At 59.8% G+C, this 13,468-nt stretch carries 17 protein-coding genes; 9 read left to right on the top strand and 8 right to left on the bottom strand.

Annotated elements, in window-relative coordinates; translation table 11 throughout:
* The first annotated feature begins 2 nt into the window (after positions 1-2).
* The 9 genes from hisG to M017_RS0103805 are packed head-to-tail and all read left to right on the top strand — an operon-like array spanning position 3 to position 7,479.
* Positions 3-872: an ATP phosphoribosyltransferase gene (gene hisG, locus M017_RS0103765; RefSeq protein WP_031495912.1), complete on the top strand. Its 870-nt coding sequence runs from the start codon at positions 3-5 to the stop codon at positions 870-872.
* Positions 872-2,119, top strand: coding sequence for a histidinol dehydrogenase (gene hisD, locus M017_RS0103770; RefSeq protein ID WP_031495914.1), 1,248 nt, complete (start codon positions 872-874; stop codon positions 2,117-2,119). Before hisG ends, hisD begins: the two co-directional genes overlap by 1 nt.
* Positions 2,119-3,192 carry a histidinol-phosphate transaminase gene (hisC, locus tag M017_RS0103775; protein WP_035957647.1) on the top strand — a complete coding sequence of 358 codons (1,074 nt, stop codon included), beginning with the start codon at positions 2,119-2,121 and terminating at the stop codon, positions 3,190-3,192. The genes hisD and hisC overlap by 1 nt, the downstream gene beginning before the upstream one ends.
* On the top strand, positions 3,189-3,833 hold the full coding sequence (locus M017_RS0103780) for an HAD-IA family hydrolase (RefSeq protein ID WP_051669483.1): 645 nt from the start codon (positions 3,189-3,191) through the stop codon (positions 3,831-3,833). Before hisC ends, M017_RS0103780 begins: the two co-directional genes overlap by 4 nt.
* Before the next feature lies 1 nt (position 3,834).
* Positions 3,835-4,422: an imidazoleglycerol-phosphate dehydratase HisB gene (gene hisB / locus M017_RS0103785; RefSeq protein ID WP_031495921.1), complete on the top strand. Its 588-nt coding sequence runs from the start codon at positions 3,835-3,837 to the stop codon at positions 4,420-4,422.
* Positions 4,419-5,015 (top strand): imidazole glycerol phosphate synthase subunit HisH, encoded by a 597-nt coding sequence (gene hisH, locus M017_RS0103790; protein ID WP_031495923.1) that lies wholly within the window; start codon positions 4,419-4,421, stop codon positions 5,013-5,015. Before hisB ends, hisH begins: the two co-directional genes overlap by 4 nt.
* Complete coding sequence (hisF, locus tag M017_RS0103795; RefSeq protein ID WP_031495925.1) at positions 5,016-5,780, top strand: imidazole glycerol phosphate synthase subunit HisF; 765 nt, start codon at positions 5,016-5,018, stop codon at positions 5,778-5,780.
* Complete coding sequence (locus tag M017_RS0103800; protein WP_031495927.1) at positions 5,777-6,454, top strand: 1-(5-phosphoribosyl)-5-[(5-phosphoribosylamino)methylideneamino]imidazole-4-carboxamide isomerase; 678 nt, start codon at positions 5,777-5,779, stop codon at positions 6,452-6,454. The genes hisF and M017_RS0103800 overlap by 4 nt, the downstream gene beginning before the upstream one ends.
* Before the next feature lie 41 nt (positions 6,455-6,495).
* Entirely contained in the window at positions 6,496-7,479 is a 984-nt protein-coding gene (locus M017_RS0103805; protein WP_031495929.1) for a hypothetical protein, read from the top strand.
* Positions 7,480-7,482: 3 nt separating this feature from the next.
* Here the strand turns inward: M017_RS0103805 and M017_RS0103810 are convergent, their stop codons facing one another.
* From M017_RS0103810 to M017_RS0103845, 8 genes are read right to left on the bottom strand one after another with little or no spacing between them, the layout of a single operon-like run.
* Positions 7,483-8,451 (bottom strand): glycoside hydrolase family protein, encoded by a 969-nt coding sequence (locus M017_RS0103810; RefSeq protein ID WP_080507480.1) that lies wholly within the window; start codon positions 8,449-8,451, stop codon positions 7,483-7,485.
* The gene (locus M017_RS0103815; protein ID WP_031495933.1) at positions 8,448-9,608 is read right to left on the bottom strand and encodes a sensor histidine kinase; all 1,161 of its coding nucleotides are present in this window, start codon (positions 9,606-9,608) and stop codon (positions 8,448-8,450) included. Before M017_RS0103815 ends, M017_RS0103810 begins: the two co-directional genes overlap by 4 nt.
* Before the next feature lie 11 nt (positions 9,609-9,619).
* On the bottom strand, positions 9,620-10,141 hold the full coding sequence (locus tag M017_RS0103820; protein ID WP_035957649.1) for a class I SAM-dependent methyltransferase: 522 nt from the start codon (positions 10,139-10,141) through the stop codon (positions 9,620-9,622).
* Positions 10,142-10,150: 9 nt separating this feature from the next.
* A complete protein-coding gene (locus M017_RS0103825; protein ID WP_031495937.1) occupies positions 10,151-10,882 on the bottom strand; it encodes an NIPSNAP family protein in 732 nt (243 codons plus the stop codon).
* Positions 10,883-10,902: 20 nt separating this feature from the next.
* A complete protein-coding gene (gene uppS, locus M017_RS0103830; RefSeq protein ID WP_031495939.1) occupies positions 10,903-11,556 on the bottom strand; it encodes a polyprenyl diphosphate synthase in 654 nt (217 codons plus the stop codon).
* A gap of 4 nt (positions 11,557-11,560) precedes the next feature.
* The gene (locus M017_RS0103835) at positions 11,561-11,899 is read right to left on the bottom strand and encodes a winged helix-turn-helix domain-containing protein (RefSeq protein ID WP_080507481.1); all 339 of its coding nucleotides are present in this window, start codon (positions 11,897-11,899) and stop codon (positions 11,561-11,563) included.
* Positions 11,889-12,473 (bottom strand): hypothetical protein, encoded by a 585-nt coding sequence (locus tag M017_RS0103840; protein WP_031495943.1) that lies wholly within the window; start codon positions 12,471-12,473, stop codon positions 11,889-11,891. The genes M017_RS0103835 and M017_RS0103840 overlap by 11 nt, the downstream gene beginning before the upstream one ends.
* A gap of 24 nt (positions 12,474-12,497) precedes the next feature.
* A complete protein-coding gene (locus M017_RS0103845) occupies positions 12,498-13,460 on the bottom strand; it encodes an SPL family radical SAM protein (RefSeq protein WP_051669484.1) in 963 nt (320 codons plus the stop codon).
* Between the last annotated feature and the right edge of the window lie 8 nt (positions 13,461-13,468).

Consider the following 13,468-nt stretch of genomic DNA (forward strand, 5'->3'; position numbering starts at 1 on the left):
CCATGAAGCTGAAACTTGGTATCCCAAAAGGCTCGCTCGAAAGCGCGACCATCGACATCTTCCGCCGCGCCGGATTCCAGATCACCACCAGTTCGCGCAGCTACTTTCCTTCGATTGACGACCCCGAGATCGAGTGCATGCTGATCCGCGCCCAAGAGATGGCCCGCTATGTCGAGGACGGGATTCTCGATGCCGGCCTGACGGGCCGCGACTGGGTGGAAGAGAACGATTCGCAAGTGGTTGCCGTCGCCGATCTCATCTATAGCCGCGCCAGCTTTACCAAGGTGCGCTGGGTGCTGGCGGTGCCGGAGAATTCCGACATCCAGTCGGTGAAGGACCTCGAAGGCAAGATCATCGCCACCGAACTGGTGGGGGCCACCAAGCGCTACCTCGCGCGCAATGGTGTCACCGCAAAGGTGGAGTTCTCCTGGGGCGCAACCGAAGTGAAGCCACCGATCCTGGCCGACGCGATTGTGGAAGTCACCGAGACCGGCAATTCTCTGCGCGCCAATAAGCTACGCATTGTCGAAACGATTCTCGAGTCGAACACGCAGCTCATTGCCAACCAGAAGTCGTATGAGGATCCGGAGAAGCGCCGGAAGCTGGCGGACATCAAGCTGCTGCTCGATGGCGCGATTGCGGCGCTGGGCAAAGTAGGGTTGATCCTCAATGTCGAGAAGGCCAATCTCGATCGGGTGCTCGCGGTGCTGCCGGCGTTGAAGATGCCCACCATCTCGCATCTCTCCGATGAAAAATGGGTTGCCGTGCATACGATTCTCGATGAGACCACGGTGCGCACGATCATCCCGCGCCTGAAGGAAGCAGGCGGTCAGGGCATTGTCGAATATCCGTTGAACAAAGTCATCCTCTAATGCCACTCCTCCGCATCCTCCCTCGCACAAAGGCGGCCAGCCTGCTCAAGCGGCGCCAGGTCCAACTGGACGACGCCATTGCGGTGGTTCGTCCGATTTTGGAAGCAGTCCGGAAGAACGGCGACAAGGCACTGCTGCAGTATGCGCGCAAGTTTGACAACTTTGATCGCAAGTCGCCACGGGTGACACCGCAGGAATGCGCAGAGGCGGCAAAGTCCTTGTCGCCCGCCTTTGTCAAAGCAGTGAAAGTGGCGGCGGCAAACATCCGCAACTTTGCGAAGCTGCAGATTCCGAAGCCGGCCAATATCGAGATCGCCCCGGGTCTGAACGCGGGCTACATTGTCCGTCCGCTCGATACGGTGGCGGCCTACATTCCGTCGGGCCGCTATCCCCTGCCCTCGACGCTGCTGATGACCACACAACCGGCGCAGGTTGCGGGCGTGCCCAATATCTGCGTAACCTCGCCGCGCTTTGTGCCGGAGATCTTTGGCACGGCGCACTTGCTGGGCGTCGAGCAGACTTATCTTTTGGGCGGTGCGCACGCGATTGCCGCCTTTGCGTATGGCACCAAAACGGTACCGAAGGCAGACCGCATTGTCGGCCCTGGCAACATCTATGTCGCGGCCGCAAAGAAACTGCTGGCGGGTGAAGTGGGCATCGACTTTGTCGCTGGGCCCACCGAGATTCTGATCATCGCCGCGACAGGTAACCCGAAGTGGATTGCCGCCGACATGCTGGCCCAGGCCGAGCATGATACGGATGCGGCAGCAATTCTGCTGACCACTTCGGCGAAGCTCGCCGAGGCCGTCGCAGCAGCGGTGGAACTGCAACTGAAGACGCTGCCCACGGCCGCAGTCGCTAAGCAAGCCTTGCGCCGCAACTCCGCGATTCTCATGGTAGATTCGCTCGAGGAAGCCTGTGAGCTGTCGAATCAGTTTGCGCCGGAACACCTTTCGATCCCCAGCGCGAGTCTATTGAAGCACCTGAAGCACGCGGGCGGCATCTTCATTGGCGGCAACTCCCCCGAGGCGGCTGGCGACTACGCCTCCGGCCCGAATCATGTGCTGCCCACCAGCGGCGCTGCCCGCCTGCGCGGAGGACTGTCCGCAGCCGACTATGTCAAGGTCATCACGACGCAGCAACTGACCCCCGAGGCGCTGGCCAAGCTGGCTCCCACCATCACGACGCTGGCCCGGGCCGAAGGGCTGGAGGCACACGCGCGTTCTATCGAAGCGAGGCTCGACTAATGGACTTTCCTGAACTCAAACCCCGCGCCGCCATCGATCGCATGGCCGCCTATCATCCGCCAAGTGCGGGCCGCGCCGGCAAGCTGCGGCTGGACTTCAACGAGAATACCCAAGGCGCGAGCCCGAAGGTCCTGGCGAAGATCCAGGAGGTGCTGACCGCCGACGCGCTCACGATCTATCCGGAATACACCACCGTGCTGCCCACGCTCGCCAAGTTCTTCGAGGTGGGCGAGGATGAGCTGGTCATGACGAATGGCACCGACGAGGCGATCCAGATACTGATCAATGCCTTTGTCGAGGATGACGACGATGTCGTGATCCTCACACCGAGCTATGCGATGTACCGCTTTTATGCTGAGGTGGCGGGCGCGAAAGTGCGCACGCTGCCCTATCGCAAGGACACGCTCAAGTTTCCTCTCGAGGAGTTACTCGAAACGATCCGGCCAGAGACGAAGGCGATTCTGATCTCGAATCCGAATAACCCCACCGGCACGGCAATCAAGCGGGAAGGCATGGAGCGTATTCTCGACGCCGCGCCGCAGGCCGCCGTATTGATCGATGAGGCTTACTACGAGTTCTGCGGCATCACGATGCTGCCCTATCTGAACGAGTATCCGAACCTGTTTGTCAGCCGCACCTTCTCGAAGGTTTACGGCATGGCCGCCCTGCGTGTCGGCTGTCTGTTCTCAAACTCGAAGAACATGGCGGCGATTCACAAATCGCACTCGCCGTATTCCGTCAACTACCTGGCCGCCATCGCGGCCAAGACAGCCGTCGAGGACACCAGCTTCCTGCGCAACACGGTGACCGAGGTGTTGGCCGCGCGCGAAGTATTGACGGCCGGCCTCGAGAAGATCGGCGTCCCCTATGTGCCGAGCCAGGCGAATTTCGTGCTGCTGCACATTGGCCCGAAGGCGCAGGAGGTCTGCGACCAGCTCAAGGCCGCAGGCATCCTGGTGCGCAACCGCAGTTATGAGATTCCAGGCTGCGTGCGTGTCACGGTAGGGTCGCAGGAGCAGACTCGCCGCTTTCTTACAACATTTGAACCGCTTTGGAAGGAGATCCAGAAGTGAAGCCGCTTCTTGTATTCGATATGGACGGCGTGCTCGTCGAAGTGAAGGAATCCTACCGGGAGACCATTCGCGTCACCGTGCAGCACTTCACGGAATCCGCGCCCTCGCATGAGATCATCCAGCACTACAAGAATGAGGGAGGCTGGAACAACGACTGGAAGTTGAGCCATGAGTTGATCCGCGTCGCGGGCAAGGACATTCCTTACGAGACCGTCGTGCGCGTGTTCAACCAGTTCTTCTTCGGGCACAACGGCGAGCCGGGCCTGATTCTGCGCGAGCGCTGGATCGACAACAGCCAGATCCTCAAGCGCTTGTCCGAGAAGTACGATTTCGCGATCTTCACCGGACGTCTGCATGAGGAAGCGCAGATCACCTTGCGCCGCTTTGGCAGCGATTACTCGTGGTTCGCGGTGCTGGGGGACGACAACGTTGCGCACTCGAAACCACACCCCGATGGACTGAACCAACTGAAGGCAAAGCGTGAGATCGCCTGGTATCTCGGCGACACCATCGACGATGCCCGTGCGGCGCGCGACGCTCAGGTGCCCTTTATTGCCATCACCGCGCCCGGCGGCGACTTCCAAGACCTACCAGTGGCCCTTGCGGTCCACTCCATCAACGAACTGGAGAGCATCCTCTAACATGCGCAGTGCAACGATCGAACGCATTACGAAAGAAACGCAGATTCGCGGCAGCCTCAAAATCGAGGGCAAGGGGAAGTACACCATCTCGACCGGTGTCCGCTTTCTCGATCACATGCTCGAGCTGTTCACCCGCCATGGCGGCTTTGATCTGAAGCTGGAGGTGACCGGCGATCTCGACGTCGACCAGCACCACAGCGTGGAGGACGCGGGCATTGTGCTCGGGCAGCTCTTCTCACAGGCGCTTGGAGACCGCAAGGGCATCAACCGCGCCGGCTACTTTGTGCAGACCATGGACGAGACGCTGGCCGTGTGCGCCGTCGACCTTGGCGGCCGTCCGGCGCTGGTCTACAAGGATCTGGTGAAGGTGGTGCATGTGGGCGACCTGCAGACCGAGTTGCTGATCGATTTCTTCGATGGCTTTACGCAGCATGCCAAGGCGAACTTCCACGCGAAGGTGCTCTATGGCCGCTCGAACCATCACAAGATCGAAGCCATCTTCAAGTGCTTTGCCCGCGCGATGAAGTATGCCTGCTCGAAGGATGCGCGGATGAAAGATCAGCTTCCGTCTACGAAAGAGCTTTTATGATTTCGATCATCGACTACGGGGCGGGCAATCTGCGCTCTGTACAGAACACACTTGCGGAATTGGGTGCCAGCTACAAGCTGATCGATACGCCAGAGGCCGTGCTGGCCGCCGAGAAGCTGGTGCTGCCGGGCGTGGGCCACTTTGGCCAGTTAATGGTGGCGCTCGATGTGCTGCGTCTGCGCGAGGCGATTCTCGAGAAGATCCGCGCCGGCAACCCCTTCTTTGGCATCTGCCTGGGCATGCAGGCATTGTTTTCGGGCTCCGGCGAGGCTCCCGATCAGAAGGGGCTCGCGCTCTATCCCGAACGTATCGAGCGCTTCCCCAACACGGCGCGTGTGCCGCACATGGGATGGAATTCGCTCACACCGCGCCCCGATAGCAAGCTGCTGCGCGGGCTGCCTGATCCGATCTACGTATACTTTGCCAATAGCTATTACGCGCCGCCTGTTGCCGCGACAGCGGCGACCTGCGACTACCAGTTCCCCTTCTCCGCTGTGGTGGAAGAAAACAACGTCTATGGCGTGCAGTTTCATCCGGAGAAGTCCGGCGCCACTGGCCTCAAGATCATGAGCAATTTTCTGGAGCTGGCCTAAATGCTTGCGAAACGAATCATTCCCTGCCTCGATGTCACGGCTGGCCGGGTAGTCAAAGGAATCAACTTCGTCAATCTGCGCGATGCCGGAGACCCGGTGGAATTGGCGCAACGCTATAACGAACAAGGCGCTGACGAAGTGGTCTTTCTCGATATCACCGCCAGCTCGGACGAACGCAACACGATGGTCGATGTGGTGTTCCGGACAGCGCAACGGGTGTTCATTCCGCTCACGGTGGGCGGCGGCATCCGGGAGGTGCGCGACGCGCGACGGATTCTGGTTTCCGGCGCGGACAAGGTAAGCGTGAATACCGCTGCCGTACGCCGTCCGGAGCTGATCACCGAATTGTCGAATGAGTTTGGCGCGCAAGCCGTGGTGCTGGCCATCGATGCGCGGCGCAAGGCTCCCGGCGAGTGGAGCGTCTACACCAAGGGTGGCCGGGTCGATGAACATATCGACGTTGTCGAATGGGCGCAGCAGGCCGAGGCGCTGGGCGCCGGTGAGATTCTACTCACCTCGATGGATACCGATGGCGTGCAGCAGGGCTTTGACTGTGCACTCACCCGCGCCGTCAGCAGGGCCACGCACATCCCCGTCATTGCGAGCGGCGGCGGTGGCACACCCGAACATTTTCTCGAAGTGTTGACCGACGGCGAGGCCGATGCCGCGCTTGCCGCGAGCATCTTCCACTACGGAACCTACACTGTGAACGATCTCAAATCGTTTCTCGCCAAATACAATATCCCCATCAGGAACAACGCATGATCATTCCTTGTATTGACCTCCAGGACGGCAAAGTCGTTCAGCTTGTCCAGGGCCGCGAAAAGGCTTTGGAGGGAGAAGCTCCGCTGGTGATGCTGGAGCGCTTTGCCGGCTTCCCGGAGATTCAGGTGATTGACCTGGACGCGGCCATGGGCCGGGGCGCCAACGATGCGATCGTCGAGATGCTGGCGGCGCGCGCGAAATGCCGCGTCGGCGGCGGCGTGCGCACTCCCGCGCGCGCAGAGGCGCTGGTGCGGCAAGGAGCCCATCAGGTGATTGTCGGCACGGCTGCCTTCACGCCGGCGCTGGCAGACATTGCCGCTGCCGTCGGCAAGGAGCGGATTCTGGTCGCGCTCGATTCGAAGTTCGGCAAGATCGTGGTGAAGGGTTGGCAGGAGACAACAGACCTCACCGCCGTCGATGTCATCCAGCAACTGGAGCCCTATTGCGGCGGCTTTCTCTGCACCTATGTCGACAAGGAAGGGATGCTGCAAGGCACGGACCTCGACTGGTTTGCGCAACTGCGCGCCGCCACCAGCTTGCCGATTACCGCCGCCGGCGGCATCACCACCATCGACGACATCCGGGCCCTGAGCGCCTTGCAGATCGATTCGGCGCTCGGCATGGCGATCTACACCGGACGCCTGCAGCTCGACGAATTGCGTCAAATGCTCTAAAGCCGTCCGCCCTCGCCGATAAGGTTGTTGAGCACCGAGCAGTGAGCAGAATCAGCAACCTTTTTCAATCCGGCCCCGCAGAGAAGTCCAACTCTCTTTCGGATCAATTGACCGTACTCGACAGGATCGAGCAGGCCAGAGATGCAGCGCTGCAGCTTTGGCGCAGGAGTTTGCTGGTCATGGCGGAATCCATCCCTCTGGCGCCCAAGCAGATCTGCGAACCTCACCGGCGGAGTCTGCTGCAGATCGTCGATGAAATGCCGGGCAAGCCGTCGGCAGAACACTTGGTGCAACGCACCGAGAAAACCACTGAGGTACTGAAGAGCTATGGGGCCCAGATTGGCAACTATCTGGAGTCGCAAGAGCGGGAAGCCAAAGCGGTGATTGGCGCAGTGGCACAGTTTACCGAAAAGCTTTCAGGTTATGACCAACGCTACGCCGTTCGCCTGCAGGGCATCACGAAGAAGCTCAAACTGCTGGCAGGCTGTCACGATCTGGGAGAGATGCGCGCCCGCCTGAACACAGAAGTATCGCAGTTGGAAGCCTGCATGGAAGAGCGGCAGCGGGAGAGCCAAAGTCTGGTGAGCAGCTTGCATGAGGACGTCAACGGAAGCGAACTCCGCAAGCAACGCGGTCTTCCGGGCCCGGGCTCGCAACATGCCTCCGACAGCCTCCTCACGCTGGACCGCGCGATCCGGGGCTGGGACCGCTTTTGCCTGGTCCGTTACGATTTTCGAGACCGGACCGGAAAGCTGCCCGATCTAAAATCGTGGAGAACCCTCGAAACCGGAGTCCAAGAGGCGCTTCCCGAGCGCTTGGGCCACCCCGTCCGGGTGGTTGTCGCCAAGCCCGGCATCGTCCTCGCCGCAGTGCAGTGCCAACTTCTGGAATATGCCGGTCAGGCAGAAGCGATGGAGCAAACGCTCACCCAAAGCAGCGGACTGGTCTGCACCTCGCGCGTGGTCGAACCCCTGCTCGGCGAAGCGATGCGGGAGGCGATGGCACGGCTCGAAAAAGCAGGATAGCCCTTAGTCAGGAGCGCTGAGTTCCGCGTAACCGATTTGCCCATTCAGACGCTCATCGGGCTTCGGCAAATCCCCACCGCCAAACCAGATGCGGGCTCGATTGCCTTCCACCAACACCGTCGCATCACAAACAACAGCCGCGTTCCACGGCTGGTCTCCACGTAAGACCGGCTCTTTCTGCTTCTCCCAGTGATGCCCGTCTGTGGACACCGCATAGCCCATTGCCCGCTTCTCTTTGCGATCCCGACCGGTATAGAGCATCACCCATTTCCCGTTTGCAGAAAAGACCGCGGGCTCGCCGAGTCCATTCTCGTCAAAATCTCCAGCCCCGCCGAGTTCCAACAGTGCCGCCCGCTGCTTGGTCCATTGGACTCCATCTTTGCTGCGGGCCACGCCCAGGCGCTGCCGCCGGGCCCGGTCTTCTCCGAGATAGAACAGGTAAAATTCCCCACCAGCTTCAATCAGATAAGGATCGCCGAGACTGACTTCATCCCAGCTCATCCTGGGCCCTTGGGTGAGCACCGGCCCCGCATGTTTCTTCCAATTCCGGCCATCACTTGAACGTGCGATTCCGATGACGGTCTTGCCCTTCTCACCCGCCTGGTAGGCATAGAGAAGCTCTTTACCCGCCGCCACGACACCACCGTTCGCAGCGATATAATCCCCTTCCCAAGCTTCGGTCAGACCCAACACTTTGCCTTGCGGAGCCCAGCGCAGCCCGTCCGGCGAGAGCGCCAGCGCCGTATACCAGACCTTGCCATCAAAGACCGAGTAGAGATTCCAATACTGGCCTTGCCATTGGGCCACGGAAGGATTCAGCACATCGACGGCATCGCCACGCACCAGCACTGGCGCCGCCTGCGTCTTCCAGTCGAGTTTTAGCGCAGGACCAGCCGTTGGCTTTGGGAGACCGAAGTCCGCATACGGCGCGCAGGAACTCAGCAGCACGCACAGCAGCAATACAGGCCTCATAGCGGGACGCGAACTCGCAACGTCGCTCCGTGGCCCGGCCGGCTACTCACCACCACATCCCCACCCAAACTCCTCACCCGGCGCTTGATACTGCCGGGCCCCACACGCAAAGATTCCATCTCTCCTAAATCGTAACTCCCACTGAAAGGAAAGCCGGTGCCATCGTCTTCGATCTCGATATGCAGCATCTCCCCCTGCTTGGTCAGCGAGATCGCCACCCGCGAGGCCTTGGAGTGCTTGTGCACGTTATTCAAAGATTCCCGCACAATCTGCAGCACCTCCAGAAAGCTCTCTGGCTCTCCGGTCACTTCCTGGCTCGAATAGCTGGCCGAAATCCCTGTGTCTTTTCTGAAATTCTCTACCAAACGGCGAATCGCGGTAGACAGGCTCTCGCCCTCCACTTCAATCGGCCGCATGCTGCGGACAAAGGCGCGCAGTTCGGCCACCTGCGTGCGGCAAATCGTCTGCAGATCCTGCAATTCTTTCAGTCCGTTGGCAAGGTCGCGGCTCAACATCTGTTGCACCACGTTCAGACGCATCTGGAAGCTGATGAAACTCTGGAGCGGACCGTCATGGAAGTCATCGGCGATGCGTTGCCGCTCGATCTCGCGGATCTTTTCGGCCTCACCACGCAAGAGGCCAATCTGGAACAGGGCATCGTCAAGGCGGTCGCCCAGCACACGCTTCTCGAGCGCCAAGGTGCAGGCCAGGATTCCGGCCAGCATCACCAGCGGTTGCAGCACGTCCCCATGCGGCGGACGAATCAGCAGAAAGCAACCCTGGCATAGGACGAGCACCGCAAACACCTCGCGCCAGGTATGAACAATCGCCGCCTCGAGCAGCAGATAGACGTAGAAAAGAGAGTGGAACCACAGGGACTGGTCGGCCGAGTAGTGCGCAAAGATCAGGAAGATGATGACGTCAATCCCCAGACTCAGCATCGGAGGCCAGTATTGCTCCACGTCCCTCCAGAGCAAGGCCAGCAGGCTATAGATCGTGAAAGCAGAAGCGATGGCGAGCACGAGCCAAGGCAAGGTGCGTGTCGCAGCGCTGCCCACCGCCAGAAAGGCGAGAGCCAGAATGGTCCGGATGACAGCCAGGCTCTGCCACCACAACGGCGACAGATACTTTGGTTCCGATGCACCCCTGACGTTCATGATGTCCTTTTCTATCGGCGGTAGAGAAAGAGCGTGTGACTTCGCCCCTCATTATCTTCGATGGTCTCAGTCTTTTCAGGCTTCCATTCGGTGAACTCAAAGTCGTGGCAGACCACACGAGCCCCCTTCTTCAGCTTCTTTTCGAGTACCGGAGAGAGACGAATGTTTGTCACAGGAAGGAGGTAGACCGTAATCAGGTCGGCGTCGGAATAGTCCTGCTCAAAGAGATCGCCTTCCATGATCTGCGCAGCCGGGTGGAGCTTCAGCTTCGCAATCGACGCCCGGCTTTGTTGCACCAGCCCATGATCCAACTCCACCCCCACGGCCTTTGCGCCGAATTTCGCCGCGCCCAGCATCACGATGCGGCCATCGCCGGAACCGAGATCATAAAGCTTCTCGCCCCGCCGCAATCCCCCCAGCTTGAGCATCTGCTCCACCACCACCTGAGGAGTCGGATAATAAGGCGCGGCTCGTTCCGGTGCTTTATCGTGATCCTGAAAGGAAAGAAGAAAAAGACAGAAGAGCATCCACATGGTGATTGTCTATTTGATCGGTGAGTAGGCGAGTGGGTTCAGCATGGAATTCGAAATGTTGGAAACAATCTCGGCATCGCTCAAGCCGGGGGTGGACTTCAGCCTGTCCCACTCCGGATGCGTCACGAACTTCTTCCAATTCGCTTCACGGGCCGCCAGACTGTCGTACCACAGCATATAGGTGAGATTCGGCTGATTGGCGCCGAAGATCGTTTCTCCAAAGAAGACCGGATTCAGTCCGGTCTTGCGGAAGATCGCAATCTCGCCGTTGTTGAACATCCCCGCCTTCTTGCCGAGCGTGCGGAAGTTATTCGATTCGTAAGTGCGCAACTCAAACACGCGCGGCGCGCGCCCGGCCTCCACAGCCGGCATCTCGAGCGCCGGCAGCCCGTCAAAGCTGCGCAACAGACTGGTTTCCATGCGCACATAATCGAGAGCGGCGGCAATCTCCCAACTCGCTTCCAACTGCGCCAGATTCTTGAACTCCGTCACCTGCAGGACATAGGGACTGGCAGCGCCAATCAGATTCCCGAAGAACCCCACTTGCTTGATGCCTTGCTTCTGGAGTGCGGGCAGATAACGGTTGGCCAAGTCATCGTTCAGACGCTTGGGCATCCCATCGCTGGTATTGCGCAATTTGTAGTAGCGCAACTCAATCAGACTATTTGTTTTCTTCTGCGTGGTTTCAAATGCAGATGCGGTTGCCGTAGCGCCAGCGGCCAGAAAGAGACGTCGGTTCATTCATGCCAATCGTACAACGGCTAGGCGGCACTGGGATCCAACACTTCGCCAAAGCGGCGTTCGCGGCGACGAAACTCAGCCACCGCCCCCTCCAGATCACTCTCGGTGAAATCGGGCCAGGAGACCGGCGTAAAGTGAAACTCCGCGTAGGCACATTCCCACAGAAGAAAGTCGCTCAAGCGCTTCTCGCCGCCCGTGCGAATCAGAAGATCTACATCCGGCCCCAGCTTCTGGCTGAGTTCTTCGCGGCAGATACCGGGACGCATCGAAGCCAGCAGCATGTCGCGCGAGGAATAGTCGATGGCAATACGAACCCGGACGCGCCGTCCCGTCGCCGTCTGCCGCTCCGCGGCTTCCATCGCAGGCACCAGAGTCGCCGGCAAGCGGTCGCGGCGGCCAATGAACTCGAGACGAACTCCGTTCGCACAACACTCGGGCACTTCGCGCTCGATGAAATGCGCGAGCAGCCGCATCAAGCCGGAGATCTCCTCCTGGGGCCGCTTCCAGTTGTCGCTCGAAAAGGCATAGAGCGTGAGCGTATCGATACCGGCCAACGGGGCATGGCGAATCACCCGCCGGACACTCTCCGCCCCCTGCTTGTGGCCCGCCAGGCGCGGCCAGCCAAAGCGCTTGGCCCAGCGTCCATTGCCGTCCATAATGATGGCGACGTGCAAAACTCTACTTCTCCTTCGGCTTCATCGCCCGGATCAGCGCTTCCATGTGATTGACGTACTTCTCGAAGGCCTTGCGGCCCACCGCAGTCAGTTCATAGGCCGTCTGCGGACGGCGCCCCTCAAAATACTTGCGCACCGAGACATAGCCGGCATCTTCCAGCTTCCGCGCGTGAATGCTCAGATTTCCGTCGGTCAGTTCCAGAATCTCCTTCAGTTCCCCGAAGGTTAAACTCTTGCTCGCCGCGAGCGCGCTGACGATGCCCAGACGCACCCGCTCGTGGATCAACTGATCGAGATTCATCGCGGGCTCGATCATCCGCACTGCATTCCCTCTAACCGCCATGCTTCCTCGCAATCCACAACCCAAACCCAAGATGGAACCCACCAAATCCGAGCCCCAGAATCAGATTCCTGAACTCATAGGGCAGAAAGAGCGCAATCGCACCGAGCGCCATGAAACAGAGCCCCATGATCGGCACGGCTTTGACACTGAAGGTGCCGCCAGTGCTCACACCCGCGCCGTAGAGCAAGAGCCACATCCCCGGCACCTCTCCGTAATGATTCACACGCGCAGCAGCCGCAGTGAGAGCAGCTCCCGCCAGCAGTGGCGGGGCAAAACCCAGTGCAAAGCGCCGGGCCGGTTGCGACAGCAGCGACATCCCCGATTGCCCTGCTTTGAAGATCATCGCGAGAAAGCCCAGCAGGATGGCGGCCATTCCTTCGGCAGTCCACACCGCAAGCCAGCCTTCGTCGGTTTGGGTTCTGCCACTCAGCCAGGCGGCCACCAAAGCAGAGAGACCAACCACAGCCATCCCGTAGCCCGGAAGCGCAGTGAAAGCGGTCGCGTTCTCCATCGTCGAACGGATGAATTTGATGTTGTCGAGCGCGTGCTCGTGCATATCGGCGCGTAGGCCCATAGGCAGATAATAGAGTACTTTACGCTACAAAGCAAGACTCATCTGGCTGCCTTGCTCCCAATCGGGAGGCAAGTAAGGCGTCGCTTTGCGGCTCAATCCGGTCGCGCGGCGGATCCGATCAAACTGTTCTTCGATTTGCTGGTGGTACTCCGCTGTCGGCCGGGCATTGGCGAAGTAAGTGGCCTCATAGCGACCCGCCAGCGCGGGAAACTTCCGCCGCAGGTAATCGAAAAACACTTCCCGCGTCGGGCTCCGTAAGAACAGAACGCCGCCGCCGAACCAGTGCGCGCCTGCGTCCTTTGCCTGCTCGGCCACAGCCAGCAAGGCACTCTCCTGGTCATTGATGCCAGGCAGCACAGGCGAGGCCATCGCACCGCAGCGGACGCCCAGCATCGTCAGTTCTTTCATCGCAGCCAGTCTCAAATCAGGGCGGGGCGCTTTGGGTTCCAAGCCGCGTGCGAGTTCCGCATCGAGGGTAGTGATCGTGAAGTTCACATAAAGGACATTGCGCATCGCGACACGCTGCAGTAGTTCGGCATCTCTGGCCGGAAGATCGCTCTTGGTGGTGATCCAGAGCTTGCGGCCATTCTCGTTGGCGAAAACTTCCAACATCTGCCGCATCACTTCGTAGCGCCGTTCAGCATGTTGATAAGGATCTGTCGCGGTGCCTATTGCAATGGCCTGCGACTTCGGAACCCGCGCCAACTCCCGGCGAAACTCGCTCGCATTCCAGACCTTCGCAAAGATGCGCGTCTCAAAATCTTCTGGCTCCCGTAGTTCCATAAACTCATGGGTATACCGGGCATAGCAGTACTGGCAAGCCATCTCGCAACCCCGGTAAGGATTGATCGACCACTGGAAGGGCAACCGCTCCCCGCTCACGCGATTGATCCACTTGCCGGTCGCGAGGTGGCTGTAGGTGACTGTGCGTTTGGATTCCAAAAGCGGAGCCACCGCAGCCGCCTTCGCGATACCGACGAGTTGCATAGGGAGAA

Source organism: Bryobacter aggregatus MPL3, assembly GCF_000702445.1.
Lineage (GTDB): Bacteria > Acidobacteriota > Terriglobia > Bryobacterales > Bryobacteraceae > Bryobacter > Bryobacter aggregatus.